The organism is Streptomyces sp. NPDC006552, from assembly GCF_040611655.1.
Lineage (GTDB): Bacteria > Actinomycetota > Actinomycetes > Streptomycetales > Streptomycetaceae > Streptomyces.
The window spans coordinates 249,155-269,547 of the sequence record NZ_JBEXOS010000001.1; the positions used below are offsets into that span (position 1 = coordinate 249,155).

Annotated in this window: 20 protein-coding genes and 1 pseudogene; 18 read left to right on the forward strand and 3 right to left on the reverse strand. The window is 72.0% G+C overall.

What is annotated here, in order from left to right; genetic code table 11:
• Positions 1 to 5 precede the first annotated feature (5 nt).
• The 9 genes from ABZY33_RS01090 (at position 6) to ABZY33_RS01130 (ending at position 7,719) form a co-directional block, all read left to right on the forward strand.
• Entirely contained in the window at positions 6 to 1,598 is a 1,593-nt protein-coding gene (locus tag ABZY33_RS01090; protein ID WP_356489302.1) for an AAA family ATPase, read from the forward strand.
• A gap of 179 nt (positions 1,599 to 1,777) precedes the next feature.
• On the forward strand, positions 1,778 to 2,113 hold the full coding sequence (locus ABZY33_RS01095) for a TadE/TadG family type IV pilus assembly protein (protein ID WP_356489303.1): 336 nt from the start codon (positions 1,778 to 1,780) through the stop codon (positions 2,111 to 2,113).
• Positions 2,114 to 2,115: 2 nt separating this feature from the next.
• Complete coding sequence (locus ABZY33_RS01100; protein WP_356489304.1) at positions 2,116 to 3,489, forward strand: CpaF family protein; 1,374 nt, start codon at positions 2,116 to 2,118, stop codon at positions 3,487 to 3,489.
• Between the two features lie 25 nt (positions 3,490 to 3,514).
• Complete coding sequence (locus ABZY33_RS01105) at positions 3,515 to 4,462, forward strand: type II secretion system F family protein (protein WP_356489305.1); 948 nt, start codon at positions 3,515 to 3,517, stop codon at positions 4,460 to 4,462.
• 3 nt (positions 4,463 to 4,465) lie between these two features.
• Positions 4,466 to 5,368 (forward strand): DUF5936 domain-containing protein, encoded by a 903-nt coding sequence (locus tag ABZY33_RS01110; protein ID WP_356489306.1) that lies wholly within the window; start codon positions 4,466 to 4,468, stop codon positions 5,366 to 5,368.
• 293 nt (positions 5,369 to 5,661) lie between these two features.
• Positions 5,662 to 5,865: a hypothetical protein gene (locus tag ABZY33_RS01115; RefSeq protein WP_356489351.1), complete on the forward strand. Its 204-nt coding sequence runs from the start codon at positions 5,662 to 5,664 to the stop codon at positions 5,863 to 5,865.
• Positions 5,866 to 5,900: 35 nt separating this feature from the next.
• Positions 5,901 to 6,470: a pilus assembly protein TadG-related protein gene (locus tag ABZY33_RS01120; protein ID WP_356489352.1), complete on the forward strand. Its 570-nt coding sequence runs from the start codon at positions 5,901 to 5,903 to the stop codon at positions 6,468 to 6,470.
• A gap of 32 nt (positions 6,471 to 6,502) precedes the next feature.
• A complete protein-coding gene (locus tag ABZY33_RS01125; RefSeq protein WP_356489307.1) occupies positions 6,503 to 7,093 on the forward strand; it encodes a hypothetical protein in 591 nt (196 codons plus the stop codon).
• Positions 7,094 to 7,095: 2 nt separating this feature from the next.
• Positions 7,096 to 7,719: an OmpA family protein gene (locus ABZY33_RS01130; protein ID WP_356489308.1), complete on the forward strand. Its 624-nt coding sequence runs from the start codon at positions 7,096 to 7,098 to the stop codon at positions 7,717 to 7,719.
• Positions 7,720 to 7,787: 68 nt separating this feature from the next.
• Here the strand turns inward: ABZY33_RS01130 and ABZY33_RS01135 are convergent.
• Positions 7,788 to 7,952, reverse strand: a pseudogene (locus ABZY33_RS01135) (ATP-binding protein); the annotation flags it as partial.
• Positions 7,953 to 8,087: 135 nt separating this feature from the next.
• On the opposite strand from ABZY33_RS01135, the gene ABZY33_RS01140 reads away from it, so the two are divergent.
• The 4 genes from ABZY33_RS01140 to ABZY33_RS01155 all read left to right on the forward strand — a co-directional run bounded on the left by ABZY33_RS01140 (position 8,088) and on the right by ABZY33_RS01155 (position 11,224).
• Complete coding sequence (locus tag ABZY33_RS01140; RefSeq protein WP_356489309.1) at positions 8,088 to 8,555, forward strand: hypothetical protein; 468 nt, start codon at positions 8,088 to 8,090, stop codon at positions 8,553 to 8,555.
• Positions 8,556 to 8,625: 70 nt separating this feature from the next.
• Complete coding sequence (locus tag ABZY33_RS01145; RefSeq protein ID WP_356489310.1) at positions 8,626 to 10,224, forward strand: WXG100 family type VII secretion target; 1,599 nt, start codon at positions 8,626 to 8,628, stop codon at positions 10,222 to 10,224.
• A 5-nt stretch (positions 10,225 to 10,229) separates the two neighbouring features.
• Positions 10,230 to 10,787, forward strand: coding sequence for a protease inhibitor I42 family protein (locus tag ABZY33_RS01150; RefSeq protein ID WP_356489311.1), 558 nt, complete (start codon positions 10,230 to 10,232; stop codon positions 10,785 to 10,787).
• Between the two features lie 17 nt (positions 10,788 to 10,804).
• A complete protein-coding gene (locus ABZY33_RS01155) occupies positions 10,805 to 11,224 on the forward strand; it encodes a hypothetical protein (protein WP_356489312.1) in 420 nt (139 codons plus the stop codon).
• Here ABZY33_RS01155 and ABZY33_RS01160 read toward each other — a convergent pair.
• Positions 11,200 to 12,522, reverse strand: coding sequence for a cytochrome P450 (locus ABZY33_RS01160; protein ID WP_356489313.1), 1,323 nt, complete (start codon positions 12,520 to 12,522; stop codon positions 11,200 to 11,202). The genes ABZY33_RS01155 and ABZY33_RS01160 overlap by 25 nt on opposite strands.
• 230 nt (positions 12,523 to 12,752) lie before the next feature.
• Here ABZY33_RS01160 and ABZY33_RS01165 point away from each other — a divergent pair, with 230 nt between their 5' ends.
• A complete protein-coding gene (locus ABZY33_RS01165) occupies positions 12,753 to 13,541 on the forward strand; it encodes a class I SAM-dependent methyltransferase (protein WP_356489314.1) in 789 nt (262 codons plus the stop codon).
• 512 nt (positions 13,542 to 14,053) lie between these two features.
• Here the strand turns inward: ABZY33_RS01165 and mgrA are convergent.
• Positions 14,054 to 15,091: an L-glyceraldehyde 3-phosphate reductase gene (mgrA, locus tag ABZY33_RS01170; protein ID WP_356489315.1), complete on the reverse strand. Its 1,038-nt coding sequence runs from the start codon at positions 15,089 to 15,091 to the stop codon at positions 14,054 to 14,056.
• 153 nt (positions 15,092 to 15,244) lie between these two features.
• Between mgrA and ABZY33_RS01175 the strand changes: the two genes are divergently transcribed.
• From ABZY33_RS01175 to ABZY33_RS01190, 4 genes are all read left to right on the forward strand, one after another.
• The gene (locus ABZY33_RS01175; protein ID WP_356489316.1) at positions 15,245 to 16,018 is read left to right on the forward strand and encodes an isoprenyl transferase; all 774 of its coding nucleotides are present in this window, start codon (positions 15,245 to 15,247) and stop codon (positions 16,016 to 16,018) included.
• A gap of 335 nt (positions 16,019 to 16,353) precedes the next feature.
• Positions 16,354 to 17,676, forward strand: coding sequence for a PhoH family protein (locus ABZY33_RS01180; protein WP_356489317.1), 1,323 nt, complete (start codon positions 16,354 to 16,356; stop codon positions 17,674 to 17,676).
• Between the two features lie 389 nt (positions 17,677 to 18,065).
• Entirely contained in the window at positions 18,066 to 18,797 is a 732-nt protein-coding gene (locus ABZY33_RS01185; RefSeq protein WP_356489318.1) for a lytic transglycosylase domain-containing protein, read from the forward strand.
• A gap of 131 nt (positions 18,798 to 18,928) precedes the next feature.
• Positions 18,929 to 20,299: an AI-2E family transporter gene (locus ABZY33_RS01190; protein WP_356489319.1), complete on the forward strand. Its 1,371-nt coding sequence runs from the start codon at positions 18,929 to 18,931 to the stop codon at positions 20,297 to 20,299.
• Positions 20,300 to 20,393 lie beyond the last annotated feature (94 nt).

The following is a 20,393-nucleotide window of genomic DNA, read 5'->3' on the forward strand; positions in this document are numbered from 1 at the left end:
CGCCGATGACCACAAGGATCCTCCCCGCCGCAGGAGACCCGGAGGCCGCCCGCGCCCTGGTCACGCTCCTCTCCCAGCTCCCCGACACCGAGCCCGCCCCGCCGGTCGCCGACAGCACCGCCCTGCTCGACACCCTGGCCGGACTCGCCGCCGAGTCGCTCGACGAGCTGCCCGAGGTCGTCCTCGTCCACGAACGCATCGGGCCCGTACCCGCCCTCGACCTGATCCGCGACCTCGTCCTGCGCTTCCCGGCCGTCGGCGTCGTCCTCGCCACCGCCGACACCAGCCCCGCGCTGCTCACCGCAGCGATGGACAGCGGGGCCCGCGGCATCGTCGCGGTCCCGCTCGGCTACGACGCCCTCGCCGAACGCGTCCACGCGGCCGCCGCCTGGTCCACCGGGATGCGGCGCCACCTCGCCGGCGGAACCGGCGCGGAGCTGACGCCCGCGGGCGGCGGCGGCCGGGTCGTCGCCGTGGCCGGCGCCAAGGGCGGGGTCGGCACCACGCTCGCCGCCGTCCAGCTCGCCCTGGCCGCCGCCGCGTCCGGCCGCTCGGTCGCCCTGCTCGACCTCGACCTCCAGTCCGGGGACGTGGCCTCCTACCTCGACGTCCAGTTCCGCCGCTCGGTCGCCGACCTCGCCGCCATCCGCGACATCACCCCGCGCGTCCTCCAGGACGCCGTCTTCACCCACGAGACCGGCATCGACCTGCTCCTCGCCCCCGCCGACGGCGAACGGGGCGAGGAGATCACCGACCGCGTCGCCCGCCAGGTCGTGCACGCCCTGCGCGCCCGCTACGAGGTCGTGGTCGTCGACTGCGGTACGCAGATGGGCGCGGCCAACGCGGCGGCGATCGAACTCGCCGACCAGACCGTGCTGCTCGTCACCCCGGACGTCGTCGCGGTCCGCGCGGCCAAACGCATGGTCCGCCTCTGGGACCGGCTCCAGATCCGCAAGGCCGAGGAGACCCTCACGGTCGTCAACCGCAACGCGCGCTCCGCCGAGATCCAACCCTCCCTCGTCGAGCGGGTCACCGGCACACGGACGGCCCGCACCTCCGTCCCGGCCGCCTACAAGGAACTCCAGGCCGCGGTCGACGCCGGCCGGATGCAGGACCTCGACAACCGCTCCACCGTCAAACAGGCCCTGTGGGCCCTGGCCGGCGAACTCGGCCTGGTCGCCGCCCCCGCCCCCGACCCGGGCGGCCGCCGGTCGCGGCGCCGCGGCGACAAGGGAGCGGTCACGCTGGAATTCGCGGCGATGTTCCCGCTGGTGCTCGTCGTGATGGCGCTGATGTGGCAGTGCGTGCTGTACGGCTACACGTACTCGCTCGCCGGGAACGCGGCGGACGAGGCGGCGCGGGCGGCCACGTCCGCGTACGCCTCCGGCGGGGACGGGCAGGGCGCTTGTACGTCGGCGGGCAAGTCCCACCTGCCGACGGCCTGGCAGGACGCGCAGATCTCCTGCCCCGAGTCGGGCGGCCCGGTGCTCAAGGCGACGGTGACGGTGGACGTCCCCCTGTTCTTCCCCGGGGTGGACCCCGGCTGGAGCGTCACGGGCGAGGCGGGCGCGGCAACCGAGAAAGCGGCCGATCAATGAAGCGCCCCGCTGGGGCGCGGGGAACTGCGCGCCCGGCCACGACGAGCGGGTCACCCGGCGACGAACCCTCGGGCGTCGCCCCGTCAGGGGCGCGGGGAACTGCGCGAGCAACCACGACGCGCCCGCACCCGACAACGCACCCACCCCTGGCCAGACGCCACCCGCGAGGCGACAGAGGCGTGTCCATCCTGGAGTTCGCCGGCTTCCTCCCCTTCCTCCTCGTCATCGGCATGGCCGCGATCCAGCTCGGCCTGGTCGGCTACGGCGCGAACCAGGCGGGCAGCGCCGCCCGCGCCGCGGCCCGCGCGGAGTCCCTGACCCCGGGCACGGCCGCGGCCGCGGCAACCGCCTCCACGAGCGCCTGGCTCCAGCCCAGCCTGGGCGGGTGCGGCGGCGACGCCACCATCACCTGCACCGTCACCGTGCACGTGGACGCGATCATCCCCCTCTTCGACGGCTGGGACCTCCACCGCACCGCCACGATGCCCAACGACAAGTACGACGACGGGAGCTGACGATGAGCCTACGATCCCGGGTCGTCGCCACCCGCGGCACACCGGAGGGCGCCGGCACGCCCCCGGACCGCGACGAGGGGCTGATCGCCGTCTACCGCGCCAAGCTCCTGGAGGAGATCGATCTCGCGGAGATGTCCACGCTCCAGGCCGCGGACCGCCGCGTCCGCCTGGAGCGCGTCCTCGGCCACATCATCAGCCGCGAGGGCCCGGTCCTCTCCGCCACCGAGCGGACCCAGCTGATCCGCCGCGTCGTCGACGAGGCCCTCGGCCTCGGCATCCTCGAACCGCTCCTCGCGGACGCCTCCGTCACCGAGATCATGGTGAACGGCCCCGACGCGATCTTCGTGGAGCGGGCGGGCCGCGTGGAGCAGCTCCCCCTCCGCTTCGCCTCCGCCGAACAGCTGATGCAGACCATCGAGCGCATCGTCTCCACCGTCAACCGCCGCGTCGACGAGTCGAACCCGATGGTCGACGCCCGCCTGCCCACCGGCGAACGCGTCAACGTGATCATCCCGCCCCTCTCCCTGACCGGCGCCACGCTCACCATCCGCCGCTTCCCGCGCGCGTACAGCCTCACCGAACTCCTCGGCCTCGGGTCGCTCGACGAGCACATGCTGCTGCTCCTCGCCGCCTTCGTCCGCGCCCGCTGCAACGTCATCGTCAGCGGCGGGACGGGCTCCGGCAAGACGACCCTCCTCAACGCCCTCTCCGCGCTCATCCCCGCCCACGAGCGCATCATCACCATCGAGGACTCCGCCGAACTCCAGCTCCAGCAGGACCACGTGATCCGCCTGGAGTCACGGCCCCCGAACGTCGAGGGCAAGGGCCAGGTCACCATCCGCGACCTCGTCCGCAACAGCCTGCGCATGCGCCCCGACCGCATCATCGTCGGCGAGGTCCGCGGCGGCGAGACGCTCGACATGCTCCAGGCCATGTCCACCGGCCACGACGGCTCCCTCGCCACCGTCCACGCCAACACCGCCGAGGACGCGCTCACCCGGCTGCAGACCCTCGGCTCCATGTCCGAGGTCGACGTCCCCTTCGAGGCGCTGCGCGACCAGATCAATTCGGCCGTCGACGTCCTCGTCCAGCTCACCCGGCACGCCGACGGCTCCCGCCGGGTCAGCGAGATCGCGCTGCTCGTCTCGCACGGCCGTGAACAGTTCACGATCGCGACGGTGACCCGCTTCGTCGCCCAGCCCTACGTGTCGGGCGCCACCGACCTCGAACGGCGCCGGGTCCACGGCTACTACGAGCACCTGCCACTGCCCCGCCGCGTCGCGGACCGGCTCTACGTGGCGGGGGAGGCGGTCCCGCCGGCGTTCGGGGTCGTGGAGTCCGTCGACGTACGCCACACGAGAGAGGCCACGGGATGACATCCGTCCGCTTGCGGGGTGCGGCATGACGCACCCCGCGCTGATCGCCCTCGGCGCCACCCTGGTGACCTGCGCACTCGCCGTCGCGGGGGTCCATGTCTACGCCTCCGGGCGGGCCCAGCGGCAGGCCCTGGTCGACCGGCTCGACGGCTACCAGGGGGGCGGCCGCGCCGGCGGGCCCGGCGGCGCGCGCCGCTTCGGCACGGTCGACCGCCGGCTGCGCCGCACGCGCCTGGGCCGCGCCGTGCACCTGCGGCTCTCCGCCACCGGCCTGGCCCTGACGGCGGGCGAGTTCTCCGTCTACGTGGCCGCGGCCGGCGCCGCCCTGTGGGTGCTCGCGGCGACGACGCTGGCGCCGTTCTTCGGCCCGATCGCCGGCGCGGTCGCCGTCTGGGCGGCGGTCATCTTCCTCAACTGGCAGCGGCAGAAGCGCATCGAGGCGTTCATCAACCAACTCCCCGACGTGGCACGGCTCCTGGCCAACGCCACCGCCGCGGGACTCGCCCTGCGCACCTCCCTGGCGATGGCGGCCGAGGAACTGGAGGCCCCCGCGGGCGAGGAGCTGAGCCGCGTCGCCGACCAGCTGGCCCTCGGCCGCTCGGTCGACGACGCCCTCGACGAACTGGCCGCCCGCCTCCCCTCCCGCGAGCTGATCGTCCTCGTCACCACCCTGGTCCTGGCCAACAAGGCGGGCGGCACGGTCGTCTCCTCCCTGCGCAACCTCACGCAGACCCTGGAGGACCGCAAGGAGACCCGGCGCGAGATCCGTACGATGCTCTCCGAGGTGAACGCGACGGCCTTCACGGTCCCGCTCCTCGGCCTCGGCTCCCTGCTGCTGATCAACTCCTCGAACGAGGGCGCCCTCGCCAAAGTGACCGGCTCCCCCCTCGGCCAGACCCTCATCCTCATCTCCCTGGGGCTGTACGCCATCGGCTTCTTCGTCATCCGCCGCCTGGGAAAGATCGAGGTCTGAGCGATGCCGACACCGCTCGCCGGCCTGCTCCTCGCCCTGGTGACGGGCGCGGCCGTGCTCGGGATCTTCACGGGCGTACGCATGTACCGCGCCGAGGCCAAGGTCCCCAGCGACCTCGCCCTCGCCCTCGAAGTGGGCGCCACCCGCGTCTCCACGGCCGGCTCGGCCGTCGACCGCCTGGGCATGCGCTTCGCGCCGCTGGTGCTGCGCCTGATGGGCCCGCGCCGCGTGGACGCCAAGCGCCGCAAGATAGACATGGCGGGAAACCCCGGCGGCCTCACGATCGACCGCTACGGCGCGCGCCGGGCCGTCTACGGCCTCTTCGGCATCGTCATGGCCCTGGTCTTCCTCTCCAACGGCAGCCCGCTCCTCGCCCTGCTCACCCTCGCCTTCGGCGCGCTGGCCGCCGACGCCCTGATCTGGCAGGCCGTACGCGAACGCAAGGAGGTCATCGACCGCACCCTGCCCGACTTCCTCGACGTCCTCGCGGTCGTCGTCTCCGCGGGCCTCGGCTTCCGCCAGGCGCTGGACCGCGTGGCCGAGAAGTACGAGGGGCCGTGGGCCGACGAGCTGCGTATCACCCTGCGCCAGATGGACATGGGCGTCCCGCGCCGCCAGGCCTTCGACGAACTGCGCCGGCGCAACGCCTCCGAGCAGGTCGCCCAGTTCGTCTCCGCGCTGCAACAGGGCGAGGAACTCGGCTCGCCCATCGCCGACACCCTCATCCAGCTGGCCACGGACATGCGCCGCACCGACGCCCAGAACTCCCGCCGCCGCGCCGCGAAGACCATCCCGAAGGCAACGATGGTGACCCTGGTCTTCATGCTCCCCGCGACCATGATCCTGATCGCGACGGGCATGTTCCTCGGCTCCGGCACCGACTTCGGTTCGGTACTGGGACGTTGAAAGCCTCCTCTGTCCCGGCGGAACTGGCTACAGTGGCGGGAAGCAAAGGTTGGCACGTGCGAACTCCGTTTCCGGGTACGCCAGTTGGCCCGGACCGGGGAACCGGCGAGAGGGCGACGAGGGGAGCTGACCCGCGATGACACCCCGGCAACCACCCGGACAACTTCCGGTCAAGCCCGGCCTCTTATCCGACGAAACCAGGTGCGCAGGGTCGCTCTTCGCGTACGTTGCGTGTGGTGTTCTGGTTGCCTCGCAGGACGTGGCGGAAGGGGGTTCCCGTGATCAAGGACCGAGTGCTCGGGGCGTGGGAGACGTGGACGAGTGCACTGACCGACCGCCTGCGCGGGACGCGACGGGACGCGGGCGCGGGGTTCGTGGAGTATGCGGGGCTGATGATCCTGATCGCCGGGATCTTCACCCTGATCGACCAGTTGGGGCTGGACGGGCTGATCTCAGGCGCCATCGGCGACGCGGTGGACCGGGTCATCGGCGGCTGACAGCAGCGGCGCTGCGCAGCGATCGTGGCTCGACGCTGCCCCTCTACATCTGGCTGACGGGGATCCTGCTCTTCGCCGCGTTCGCCTTCTTCGCCTTCGCCCAGGCGGCGTCGGCGCGCAACGGCGCACAGTCGGCGGCGGACGCGGCCGCGCTGGCGGCTGCGCAGTCGGCCCGTGACGAGCTGATGGACGGACTGGGCCGGGCCGTGGGACACGACGACGGCTGGCTGGACTGGCTGGACGGCCGGCAGTTCGAGGGTGCGGACGCGCAGGCCGCGGCCGCACAGCTGGCCGCCGAGAACGACGCAGAGGTGGTCGGCGGACCCGACGACACCGAGGTCAATGGCTTCCCGGGTTACCGGGTCGAGGTGCGGACGCGTTACACGGTGGGCGACACGATCATCCCCGGCACCGAGAACGACAAGGCGAGAGCCCACGCGACGGCGGTGATCGAACCCCGCTGCGACCTGCCTTCGGATGCGGACGGGACGAAGCCCGTCCAGCTCAGGTGTGGCGACCGGCAGATCGATATCGACCCCGACGATTTCGACCTGACCGACCTCCCCGACGCGTCGCTCCTGTTCTCTGTCCACCTGGCCGACTGAAGAGTGATCGACGAGAGAGGGAAGCCGCAGCGATGAGTTTTCGGCGTACAACGACGACCCGCCGGGCGCTGGCCGCCGCGGCGTTCACGACCGGACTGGTGCTCGCCGTGGGCGGCTGCGGCGGAGGCGGGGACGAGGGTGACGGTAAACCGAAGGACTCCACGACATCCGCGTCGGCCGGCAAGGGGGACAGCCCCGAGCCGTCCCGGTCCGCGGACCCGGGAGGCGAGGCCCTCGCCGAGTCGAAGGACGGCGATGTGACCGTCTCCATCCTCACGGCGACCCGGGACGAGGGCGGTTTCGTCAGCGTGACCGGGACGGTCCGCAATGACGGGAGCGGGTCGTGGATGGCCGCGAACTGGCAGAGCGACGAGCGCGAACTAGCGGTGAACGGCGGCTCGATGTCCGGAGCCAGTCTGGTGGACCAGCAAGGCAAGAAGAAGTACCTGGTCCTGCGCGACACCACGGGCCGCTGCCTGTGCACGAAGTTCAGCCGGCTCAGGTCGGGCGAGACCGCCACCTGGTACGCCCAGTTCCCGGCCCCGCCGGACGGCACCGACTCCCTCTCGTTCCAGGTCGGCGCCATGCCCCCCGCCTCGATCGAGCTCACCGAGGGCGAGTGACGATGCCGCGACGACCTCTGACCGCAGCGGCGATGTGCACGGCGGCCGCGGCCGTCCTCCTGTCGGCCGGCCCGGCCCAAGCGGACGGCCCCACCCCCTCCGCGCCCCCCGGCTCGACCACCAGCTCCCCGCCCCCGCGGGTCGACGCCAACAGCCCCGGCCTCAAACTCGCCGACGGCGCGACCCTCGCCCCCGCCAAGGTGCTGGACATCAAGTCCGTCGTGGAGGACCTCTCCGGTGACGAGCGCCGCTCCGACACGAACGAGGACATCACCTTCGCGCTCCAGGCCGAGGTCCTCTTCGCCAAGGACAGCGCCAGACTCAACCCGGACGCCCACTCCCGCATCCAGGCCATCGCCGACGAGATCAACACCCAGAAGGCCGGCGCCGTGCGGGTGTTCGGCTTCACCGACAACCTGGGCTCGTACGCCCACGGCCTCACCCTCTCCAAGAAGCGCGCGGAAGCCGTCCACGACGAACTGAGTACCGCGCTCGGCGCGAAGGCCGGGAACCTCACGTTCCAGGTCCGTGGCTACAGCGAGGACTACCCGATCGCGGACAACGCCACGGAAACGGGCCGCAAGAAGAACCGCCGGGTGGAGGTGTCGTTCCCGAAGGGCGACTGAGGGAAAGCCGGCCGAGCGGGCGTTCATGTGATCGGCGCGGGCGGGATTTTCGTCGACCCCTCGGAATGAGCGGGTCCCGCCGGGTGTTGGACGGCATTGGAGACCAACTCGGTCGCGAGAAGCTCGGCCAGTCCGGTGAGGGCGACGAGCCCGTGGACATGCAGAGCGAGCCGCAATGTGCGCCGAGCGACGGTGACGGCCCGCGGGTCATGGGGGTCCGATCCGGCCGCCAAGCCGGAGGATCGCGGCGGCTTGTGCGCATGGTGTGACGGAAGTTGTCGACAGGGTGCCTTTAGGCGATCATTACGCGCATCAACGTAGCCAACCTGTCGTTCTGTCAGGTGCGTTGACTGCCTCGGGGGAGCGCCATGGGGACACGTGACGGGTATCTCGTCAAACACGCCGGCATGAAGAGCCAGGCGGAGGAGCTGGACGGCGCGGGCGAGGACGCCGGTGCCGTCCGGCAAGTACTCGCCGCCACGCCCTGCTACGCGCAGGAGACGCTCGGCGGCTCCGACTCCGGCCCCGCCTTCACCGCGTACACCACGGCGTGGACCGCCGAGGCCCGCACCCTGGAGGACGCGCTGCACGAACTCGCGGGCAAGGTGCGCGCGTCCAAGGGCGCCTACGCGGGCTCCGACGGGCTCGTGCGCACCAACGCCGAGCGCGTCTCCGTCGGCGACGCCGTCGGCACCAACCCCGCCCACGGCACGTTCGGCGGCGCCGCGGTCGGCACCGGGCCGGTCCGCGCGGACCGGCCCGCCGCCCTGGGCACCGCCCCGATCGGCACCAACCCCGTCCAGGGCGACCGCCCCTCGGCCCTGACCGACTACTGACCGGCGCCCGGGCGCCCGCCACGCACCCGCGACGTCACCGTCGCCGACCACCCCGAGGGGCCGATCCACCGTGACCGAATCCACCACCGACCGCCGCAAGCGCCTCGACGGGCTGCGCGGCTCCGTCTCCGGCGCCGGCAGCAAGAACGACCTGATCGACGCGATCGACGACGCGCTCGGCGTCGCCGCGCCCGAGGGCGACCCGGCCACGATCGAGTCGCTCGGCAAGCGCTACCGCGGCCAGGCCGACGACGCCATGAAGGTCCACGACCGCTCCGACGCCGTCTCCCGCAAGGGGCTGCCGAACGTCTGGGTCGGGGACACCTCGGTGCTCGCCGCCACCGCCGTGGACGCCGCCACCCGCGCCGCCGAACAGATGGCCGACGCCCTGCGCGGCGGCGGCAACGCCCTCATCACGCTCGCCGACGCCCTCGAAGCCGCGCAGACCCTGGACGGCACGGGCCGCACCAAACTGCGCGACGCCCGCGGCCAGCTCGGCGACAAGGACGGCTTCTTCGACACCTGGCACGAGGACGACGGGGAGGAGGCGGCGCGCAAGAAGGCCCGCGCGCTCGCCACCACCGGCGTCGACGAGCTGTACGACGCCGCGGTCGCCGCCGACGACGCGGCCCGGGCCGCGGCCCGCGACCTCAACAAGTACGCGGCCGAGGCCCGCGCCGGGAAGATGGACACCGACGAACTCTCCGCCGTGGACCGGCTCGCGCTCGCCGACACGAGCAACGTCAGCGGCGACCCGGAGTGGAACGAGATCCTCAGCGCCAACGACCTGGAGCGCTCCGGGCAGGCCATGGAGAACCTCTCGCCCGCCGAACGGGCCCGCATGGAGCGGCTGTTGGCGCAGGCCTCCTCCCCGCAGGAGAAGGCGTACCTGATGAAGGCCCTCGCCTCGGGGCACTCCGTGGACGACGTGGAGACCTTCGGCGGGAAGATCCACGGCAAGGACCCGATGTGGCTCCAGGAGCACCTGGCGCCGGTCACCACCGAGACCGACAGCATGGACGACGAGGGACGCAACGCCGACGGGTCCAACAAGAACACCGACCGGCAGGACTTCGCCGGACAGGGCTGGACCCAGGGCGGCGACGGCCAGGAAGGCTCGTGCGTCGCGTCCTCGACCGTCACCGCCCGCGCCATGGTCGACCCGGTCTACGCCCTCGGACTCACCGGCGGCCCCAGCGGGCAGGAGAACGACGCGGCGGCCTTCCGCGAGCGGCTCGTCGACGAGCAGCACCGGGTGCACGAGGAGGGCGACGGCGACCACACGCACTTCTGGACGGACGTCCCCGACGGCATGGACAACGACGGCAAGACCGAGGTCGTGAACAAGGAGATCAGCCCGCACACCGGCAGCGGCTACGACTTCAAGGAGGTCAAGAGCGCCGACGACCGGCGCGACGTGCTGCCGGACATCGAGCGCTCGGTGGCCGAGGGCAAGCCGGTCCCCGTCGGCATCGAGGGCTATGACGACGGCGACCGTTCCGGGCACGCGGTGATGATCGTCGGCCAGGAGGGCGACATGCTCCAGGTCTACAACCCCTGGGGCACGACCACCTGGATCAGCGAGGACGACTTCGTCAACGGAGGCATGGCCAAGGCCAGCGACAACGACCTGCCCGACGCCTATGCCGTCCACGTACCCGAGGACTGATCCCGATGATCCCCATGAAGCCCTTCAAGCCCTTGAAGCCGACCCTGCGCGCCGCGGCGCTCGCCGCCCTGCTCGGCCTCGCGCTCACCGCCTGCGGCGACTCCGGCGGCGGCACCGCCTTCGGCCCCGAGGACCGGGACGTGAAGGTCACGGCGGGGGAGGCGTTCTCCCTCACCGTCCCGGCCAACCCGTCCTTCAACCAGGCCTGGTACCTGATGGATCCCGCCCCGGACACGAGCGTCCTGAAGTACCGCGGGGAGCGCCGCGACACCGACGGCAGCCCCCTGGACGGCGGCGCCGACGGCACCCAGTCCTTCGACTTCACGGCCCGCGCCAAGGGCCGCACGACGGTACGGCTCCTGTACTGCCCGACGAGCACCTGCCACGGGCCCACCGAGGGCACCCCGTACCCCACGCCCACCCCGACGACGACGGCCGGCACGTCCGATCCCACCGCCGCGCCGTCCCCGGCGCCCTCCGCGTCCCTCTCCCCGTACCCCACGGCCGCCGGTGCCCCGGGCGCCCGGGCCGCCTTCTACGTGTTCAGCGTCACGGTCCGCTGACCGGAACCGAGGTCCCCATGCCCCCCGCCACGCCCGCCCCCCGCACCGACGACCAGCTCCTGGCGGCGACCGACGTCGCCGCGCTGCTGAGGTACGGCCTCAACCCCGAGACCCGCGCGGCCTTCCGCCCGGCGCTGTCCGGCGACGGCGCCATCGCCGCGGCCATCACCCTGGACCGGCTCGGCGTCCTGCCGCGCTCGCTCTCCTTCGTCGCCAAGACCGTGCGGGCCGGCGGCGTCCGCTACGCCGCCGCTCTCCCCGAGCCGCTGCCCGCCCCGGCCGCGGCCGCGGTGCTGCGCGGCTGGCTGGAGACGGCGGCGCAGGCCACCGGCGCGGACCCGGACGGCGAGACGCTCACCGCCCGCTGGCTGGACGCCGTAGCCGAACTCATCGGTCTGCGCCGCGAGACGCGTCAGGCGTCCGGGCCGCCCAGGTAGACCGGCAGCGCGTCCACCCCGTAGACGATCGACAGTTTGCGGAACTCCAGCTCCGCGGCCGGCACCGCGAGGCGCAGGCCGGGGAAGCCGCGCACCAGTTGCGGGAAGGCCGCCCGCAACTCCATCTTGCCGAGCTCCGCCCCGATGCAGCGGTGGATGCCGTAGCCGAACGCGAGGTGCGAGGCGGCCGGCGGGCGCGCGGGCAGGAAGGCGTCCATGTCGTCGCCGGCCCCGCCCAGGCGCGGATCGCGGTCGGCCGCGCTCAGCGAGACGATGACGATGTCGCCGCCGCGGACGGGGACCCCGCCGACCGTCGTGTCCTCGCGGGCGAAGCGCGGGAACGCGGTCTGGACGACGGTGAGATGGCGCAGGAGTTCGTCGACGAAGGGCGCCGCGACCGCCGCCGGGTCCGCGGCGTCGCGCAACGCGTCGAAGTGGGCCCGGTCCTGGAGCATGATCAGCGTGCCGAGGGCGATCATGCTGGCGGTGGTCTCCAGACCGCCGGTCAGCACGCCGTCGGCGAGCCCCGTCAACTCCTCGTCCGTGATGGCCTCGCCGTGCTCGCGCACCAGCATGCCGAGCAGGCCCTCGCCGGGATCGCGGCGCTGCGCGGCGACGACCCCGCGCAGGTAGTCCAGGGACTGCGAGACCGCGCCGAACGAGGCGCCCGCCCCGCCCAGCACGTCGAACCGGGCGACCGAGAACCGCTGGAAGGCGTCGCGCTCCTCGTAGGGGACACCGAGCAACTCGCATATCACCAGGGCCGGTACCGGCATCGCGAAGTGCTCGACGAAGTCGACCGACCCGTCCGGCGACTCCTGCGCCGCCTTCTCCAGGTGGCGCAGCTGCTCCTCGACGATGGCGTGGATGCGCGGGGTCAGCCGGGCGAGGCGGCGCATCGTGAACTCGGGGGTGAGCAGCCGGCGCAGCCGCGTGTGGTCCGGCGGATCGCAGAAGCCGAGGCCGCCCGGGTTCTGGTCGGCGCCCGCGCCGCCCACCCCGACCAGGTGCCGGAAGTCGTTGCTGAACGCCTTGGCGTCGCCCAGGACCTCCTTCGCCTCGTCGTAGCCGGAGACGAGCCACACCGTCATGCCGGGGATCGGCAGTCTGCTGACGGGTTCGCGCTCGCGCAGCGCACCGATCTCGGGGACCGGGTCGAGCCCCTCGCGGCGCAGCGGCAGCAGCGCTCCGTCGGGCAGTTTCGCCAGCACGGACAGATCGAGGCCGGTCCCCTTCCTCCGTAGCCGGGAGAAGTAGAGGCGGGTCAGCCAGGTCGCTATCGCGGAACGTACGGACATGTGCTCGCATCTCTGCGGTGGGACGGACGGGCCCGCGGGTACGGGGACGGTACGTGGGGGGCCGCGGTTCTGACGGGTGCGGGGGTCCGCCAAGGGTACGTGCGTTCACCGGGCCCCCCGGAAGAGGGGCTGCCCCCGTACCGCCCCTGGTGCCATCCCCACCACGCCGGTCAACGGTGCCCCGGACAAATGGAGATGAAGAAGACTCCGTGCTCCGGGATCATGGGGGCATGAGCGAGGACGCGCAGACACCGCACCGCCGCCCCTTCGACGAGCTGGTCGCGCAGGCCGTCGCCGCGCCCACCGAGGGCTGGGACTTCTCCTGGTTCGCGGGGCGGGCCACCGAGGAGCGCCCGTCATGGGGGTACGCCCGGGCCATGGCGGAGCGGCTGGCCGGCGCCGGGGCCGCCCTCGACCTGCAGACCGGCGGCGGCGAGGTCCTGGCCCAGGCGCCCGTGCTGCCGGGGCTGACCGCCGCGACCGAGGGGTGGCCGCCGAACGTGGAGAAGGCGACGCGGCGGCTCGCCCCCCGCGGCGTGGTCGTCGTCGCCTCCCCCGAGGACGCCCCGCTGCCCTTCGCCGGCGCCGCCTTCGACCTGGTCACCAGCCGCCACCCGGTCAGGGCCCCGTTCGCCGAGATCGCCCGTGTGCTGCGCCCCGGCGGCACGTACTTCGCCCAGCACGTCGGCCCCAGCAGCGTGTTCGAGGTCGTCGAGTACTTCCTCGGCCCGCAGCCGCCGGAGGTCCGCCGGGCCCGGGACCCGCACACGGAGGCGGCGCAGGCGCGGGCCGCGGGCCTGGAGGTCATCGACCTGCGCGCGGAGCGGCTGCGTATGGAGTTCTACGACATCGGGGCCGTCGTCCACTTCCTGCGCAAGGTCGTCTGGATGGTCCCGGGCTTCACGGCCGAGGCCTACCGGCCCCAACTCCTCGCCCTGCACGAGCGGATCGAGCGGGAGGGCCCCTTCGTCGCCCACAGCACCCGGCACCTGATCGAGGCCCGCAAACGGCCCGCGTAGCGCGTCGGCGAGGGCGGGGCAACCGATTCCGCATCGTTACCGGCGCACACTCGATCCGCACGTCCGCCTCACGTAAGTTCATACCAACGGCAATTCGCGTGAGCAAAGCTGCGCGGCGGGACCGCGCGGTGGAGGGGGCCGCGCGGTACCGCCTGCCGTCGTGCCGGCCGCGCCGTCCCGCGTCCGGCCCGCAGCGCGGCCGGGAATGCGCCATATCCGCGGCCGCGGACGCCGCCGCCCCGGCGCACGTCAACCACGCGCCTGACACGGGAGAGGGACGCCGGACCCACGGCGACCGCCCGTGACGACGGTGGCCGCGGTGCCACAGAGGCGCCTGAGCCCCGAGCGCGGCGGCCGGAAACGCCCCGCGGGCCGCAGCCGGGCGACTGCGGAGAGTAGTGGGGGCACGCCGATGCGCGCGACTTCACTTACGAAGGGTTATGGTGGAAACCCCCCCTCGGGCCGGTCCGTATCCCCCCCCCCACGGACCGGCCCGTTTTTTTCTGCCCGGATCAGCTCCGGCCGGCCCAGATGTTGGTGCCGGGGGTGGAGACGGCGAACGAGTCGATTTCGGTCAGCTCCTCGTCCGTCAGCTTCGGCCCCGCGAGCGCCGCCACGTTCTCCTCCAGCTGCTTGACGCTGGAGGCGCCGATCAGCGCCGACGTCATCCGCTCGTCCCGCAGCACCCAGGCGAGCGCGAGCTGCGCGAGGGACTGGCCGCGGCGCTGCGCGATGTCGTTCAGGCCGTTGAGCCGCCGCACGACCTCGTCGCTGAGCAGATCCGGGTCGAGCGACTTGCCCTGCGTGGCCCGCGACCCCTCCGGGATGCCCGTCAGGTACTTGCCGGTGAGCAGGCCCTGCGCGAGCGGCACGAAGGAGATGCAGCCCATCCCGGCCGCCTCCAGGGTGTCGAGCAGCCGGTCGTCCTCGGTCCAGCGGTTGATCATCGAGTAGGACGGCTGGTGGATCAGGGCCGGCACGCCCATCTCCTTGAGCAGCCGCGCGGCCTCGGCCGTCTGCTCGCTGGTGTAGGAGGAGACGCCGACGTACAGCGCCTTGCCCTGCTGTACCGCGGAGGCGAGCGCGCCCATCGTCTCCTCGAGCGGGGTGTCCGGGTCGAAGCGGTGCGAGTAGAAGATGTCGACGTAGTCGAGGCCCATCCGCTTCAGCGACGCGTCGAGCGAGGAGAGCAGGTACTTGCGGCTGCCCCACTCGCCGTACGGGCCGGGGTGCATGAGGTAGCCCGCCTTGGTCGAGATGACCAGCTCGTCCCGGTACGGGGCGAAGTCCTGGGCGAACATCTTGCCGAAGTTCAGCTCGGCGGAGCCGGCCGGCGGCCCGTAGTTGTTGGCCAGGTCGAAGTGGGTGACGCCCAGATCGAAGGCGCGGCGCAGGATCGCGCGCTGCGAGTCGAGCGTGCGGTCGTCGCCGAAGTTGTGCCACAGGCCCAGCGAGATCGCGGGCAGCTTCAGACCGCTGCGGCCCGTACGCCGGTACTCCATGGACGCGTACCGGTCGCCGGCGGCGGCATAGGGAGAGGTGTCGTTCATGGAGACGAAACTACGTCAGTCGGCTGAACTCCCCTAGTGAGTACCTGACGCAGGGTGCCCGCAGGCGACCCGGGCGCGGCGGAAGGGGCACGGACACAGAGGTAGGCTTTCGCCTTCGGGGACCGCCGTCGGCACGGAGAGGCTGAGAACACCGTGAACCTGCGCGACAGGCTGCGCGGCCTGCTGGTCGGGCTGTACGCACGCCGGGTGGAGGGCCACCTGGACCACGCCCAGGTGCCCAAGCACATCGGGGTCATCATGGATGGCAACCGGCGCTGGGCGAAGGCCGCCGGCTCCACCGCCGCCCAGGGCCACCAGGCGGGCGCCGTCAAGATCGAGGAGTTCCTCGGCTGGTGCAGTGAGACGGACGTCGAGGTCGTCACCCTGTGGCTGCTGTCGACGGACAACTTCGACCGGCCCCAGGAGGAACTGGTCCCGCTGCTCGCCATCATCGAGGGCGTCGTGCGCTCCCTGGCCACCGACGGCCGCTGGCGCGTGCACCACGTCGGCGCCGCCGACATCCTCCCCTCCGGCATGCGGACGGCGCTCAAGGAGGCCGAGGAGGCCACCGCCGACCGGCCCGGGATACTGGTCAACGTCGCGATCGGCTACGGCGGCCGCCAGGAGATCGCCGACGCCGTCCGCTCGATGCTCCTGGACGCCGCCGACAAGGGCACCACCCTGGAGCAGGTCGCCGACGACGTCACCATCGACCTGATCGGCAAGCACCTCTACACCAGCGCCCAGCCCGACCCCGACCTCGTCATCCGCACCAGCGGCGAGCAGCGCCTGTCCGGGTTCATGCTGTGGCAGACGGCGCACTCGGAGTACTACTTCTGCGACGTCTTCTGGCCCGCCTTCCGCAAGGTCGACTTCCTGCGGGCGATGCGCGACTACGCCGCCCGGCACCGCCGCTTCGGCGGCTGACCCGCCGCACCGCGGACCCGGAGTCCGAAGGGGTCATCAGGAGTTAACGTACGCGCCGCCGTGTGCCGTGGCATGGCCGCGCGTGTTCGAGGGAATAGACCTTCCAGGTCGGTGTCCGAACCACGGACGCCGGTTCTCAGCGGACGGCACGGGGCCGTCCGCCCGGGAGGCCCTTTGCACCAGGTGGACCGTACGCAGTCCGGTACGGGCGTCGACTTGGAGGGCCGGCTCTCGGCCCGCGCGCGGGGGTCGACGACCGGCAGTTCATGCCCGCCCTTCCGGCCCTGCATTCCCTCCGTCGCTCCCCGACCTCTTCCGAGGGGGTACGTCCTTCCGTGGTGACCAGCAACAAGCGCCACAAGCCAGACCGGCGCACCTATGTTCTCGACACCAGCGTCCTGCTGGCCGATCCGAACGCCATGACCCGGTTCGACGAACACGAAGTGGTCCTTCCTGTCGTCGTGGTCACGGAGTTGGAGGCCAAACGGCACCATCCGGAGCTGGGGTACTTCGCCCGGCAGGCGCTGCGCCTGCTGGACGACTACCGCATCCGCTTCGGGCGGCTCGACGCCCCGATCCCCACCGGGGACCTGGGCGGCACGCTCCGCGTCGAGCTCAACCACTCCGACCCCAGCGTCCTGCCCTCGGGCTACCGCCTCGGGGACAACGACTCCCGCATCCTCGCGGTCGCCCGCAACCTGCAGGCCGAGGGGTTCGACGTCACGGTCGTGTCGAAGGATCTGCCGCTCAGGATCAAGGCGTCCTCGGTCGGTCTCCTCGCCGAGGAGTACCGCGCCGAACTCGCCATCACGGACTCCGGCTTCACCGGGATGTCCGACCTGACCCTGCCCGCGGAACAGGTCGACCTGCTCTTCGAGGAGGACACGCTCTACGTCCCCGAGGCCGCCGGCCTTCCCGTGCACACCGGGCTCACGATCCACTCCGAGCGCGGCAAGGCCCTCGGCCGGGTCACGCCGGAGGGCAACGTCCGCCTGGTGCGCGGCGACCGGGAGGCGTTCGGCCTCAAGGGGCGCAGCGCCGAGCAGCGGATCGCGCTCGATCTGCTCCTCGACCCGGACATCGGCATCGTCTCCATGGGCGGCCGGGCGGGCACCGGAAAGTCCGCCCTCGCCCTCTGCGCGGGTCTGGAGGCCGTCCTCGAGCGGCGCCAGCACAAGAAGGTGATGGTCTTCCGGCCGCTGTACGCGGTCGGCGGGCAGGAACTCGGCTATCTGCCGGGCTCCGAGGCCGAGAAGATGGGGCCGTGGGCGCAGGCCGTCTTCGACACCCTCTCGGCGGTCACCTCGCGCGAGGTCATCGAGGAGGTCACCTCCCGCGGCATGCTGGAGGTGCTGCCGCTCACCCACATCCGCGGCCGCTCGCTGCACGACGCGTTCGTGATCGTGGACGAGGCCCAGTCCCTGGAGCGCAACGTCCTGTTGACCGTGCTCTCCCGGATCGGGGCGAACTCGCGGGTGGTCCTCACCCATGACGTCGCCCAGCGCGACAACCTCCGGGTCGGCCGCTACGACGGTGTCGTCGCGGTCGTCGAGAAGCTGAAGGGACATCCGCTCTTCGCGCACGTCACCCTCACCCGCTCGGAGCGCTCGCAGATCGCGGCGCTGGTGACCGAAATGCTGGAGGACGGCCAGATCTAGGGCAGTTGGCCCCACTTGGCGCCGTCCGGAGAAGCCAGAGAGCTTATCCGGGCGGCGCCTTGGTGCGCCCGCATTTCCGAAATTCCTGTGGAGCAAACGGGGTGTGACCTTTCACACCCGGCACAGAATTGCCTTGCGGCATCCGCATACGGCAGAGTCTCGGTTCCGTCAGGCCCCGCATACGACACATGCGTACCCCCAGCGGTACAGAGCCACCGCAGCCGCGGCTGCACCCGAACTTCATAGCGAACGTCGTATGCCGCCCGAGCACCACGCGGCGCTCCCCGAGCGGGAGTTGCCCACCGGGCCCGTGCCTCCCGTGACCCGTCAGTTGGGAGGCCAGTGTCGGGGGCACGATTGCGTCCGCGAGGGTCACACTCCAGCGGGCGATGCTGGAAGGAAACCGTGTGAGCCGGATCTCGGTCCGGGGATTCGCAGTGGCTTCGGCCACCGCGGTCACCACCGTAGGCGCCGTCGTGGGTGTTGCCTCGGGCAGCACCGCTCAGCCCTCGAACGAGGCGGCTGAGGCCACGGCCGGCGACGCGACCCTCCTCGCGGACATCCCGGCGGGTCAGCAGGCGCAGGTGCAGACCGCGTCCCTGACTCAGCAGGCGCAGACGCAGGCCATCGCGGCCGACAACGCGGCGCAGAAGACGGCGGAGGAGACGGCCCGCAAGCAGGCCGCCGAGGACGCCATCGCCAAGCAGAAGGACGCGCAGGCCGCCAAGGAGAAGGCGGAGAAGGAGGCGAAGGAGCGCGCGGAGGCCAAGAAGGTCGCCAGCCGCTCGGCCACCCGTGACGCGTCCGCCTTCTCGGTCCAGTCGTCCTACTCCACCGGCCAGATCCAGGCGATGGCACGGCAGATGGTGCCGGCCGGCCAGTTCCAGTGCTTCAGCAACATCGTGAACCACGAGTCCAGCTGGAACTACCGCGCCTCCAACGCCTCGTCCGGCGCGTACGGTCTCTTCCAGGCACTGCCCGCCTCCAAGTACTCCTCGGCGGGCGCCGACTGGCAGACCAACCCGGCCACGCAGATCAAGTGGGGCCTGAACTACATGAACGGGCGCTACGGCAGCCCGTGCGAGGCCTGGTCCTTCTGGCAGGCCAACCACTGGTACTGAGCAGCCCGCCGCTCATCCTGGCGAAGCCCCTCCCCGTGCGACGGAGAGGGGCTTTCGCCGTCCCCCGTTGTACCGTCGTCTTCCGGCGGGCCCGGGGGAGTGGGGGAAGCGCGCGGGGGAAGGAACGGATCATGGAGCGTGTGCCAGGCTGGCTCGGCAGAGTCGGTGCGGGAATCAGCAGAGTGGGCGAGCGCCTTGACGAGCGCCGGGCCGAGGCGGAGCGAGCGGTGAGCGAGAAGACAGCCACCGAGGAGGCGGCGCACGAGCAGGTGCCGCCGCCGCCCGCGTACGCGCCCGCCGTGTCGGCCCGTCCCGAACCGGCCGTGGCCGTGCCCTGGGGGCTGCGGGTCGCGGCGGAGGCCGCCTGGCGGCTGCTGGTGCTGGCCGGCACCGTCTGGATCCTGATGAAGGTCATCGCCTCGGTGCAGCTGGTGGTGTTCGCGTTCGTCGCGGCACTGCTCATCACCGCGCTGCTCCAGCCGACGGTGGCCCGGCTGCGCCGCCGCGGCGTGCCCAGGGGACTGGCCACCGCGCTCACCGCGATCCTCGGCTTCGTCATCATGGGGCTGGTCGGCTGGTTCGTGGTCTGGCAGGTCCAGGAGAACATCGACAACCTCTCCAGCCAGGTCCAGGACGGCATCGACGAGCTGCGCAAGTGGCTGCTGAACAGTCCGTTCCATGTGACCGAGGACCAGATCAACGACATCGCCAAGTCGCTGCGGGACGCGATCGGCGCGAACACCGACGAGATAACCTCGGCGGGCCTGGAGGGCGTCACCGTCATCGTCGAGGCGATGACCGGCATCCTGCTCGCGATGTTCTCGACGCTGTTCCTGCTCTACGACGGCAAGCGGATCTGGGAGTGGACGCTCAAGCTGTTCCCGGCGCAGGCGCGGCCCGGGATCGCCGGGGCGGGGCCGCGGGCCTGGCGCACGCTGACGGCGTACGTCCGGGGCACGGTCATAGTCGCGCTGATCGACGCCATCTTCATCGGCCTCGGCATCTTCTTCCTGGGCGTGCCGATGGCGGTGCCGCTCGCCGTCTTCATCTTCCTGTTCGCGTTCGTCCCGCTGGTGGGCGCCGTCGTCTCCGGCGCGCTCGCGGTGGTCGTGGCGCTGGTGACCCAGGGCGTGTTCACCGCGGTGATGGTGCTCGTGGTCGTCCTCGCCGTGCAGCAGATCGAGGGCCACATCCTCCAGCCGTTCATCCTCGGCCGCGCGGTGCGGGTGCACCCGCTGGCCGTGGTCCTGTCCGTGGCGGCCGGCGGGATGGTCTCCGGGATCGGCGGCGCGGTGGTGGCGGTGCCGCTGGTGGCGGTGACGAACACGGTGGTCGTCTATCTGCGCTCGTGGTCCCAGGAATCGGCGATGAAACAGCTGCCCGCACCGCACGGAGCGACAGCGGTGGAACTGGCTCCGGTGGACCCCCCGGAACCGGACAAATCAAGCCCCGACGCCAAGCCGAGCGCGTCCGGCGCCAACTCAAGCCCCTCCGACGACTGAGGAGCGAGTCCCAGAACCAAGCCCCTGGAGCGGGGCCCGGGGCGGAGCCCCGTGACGGGAACACGAGTGCGGGGCCGGATATCGATCCGGCCCC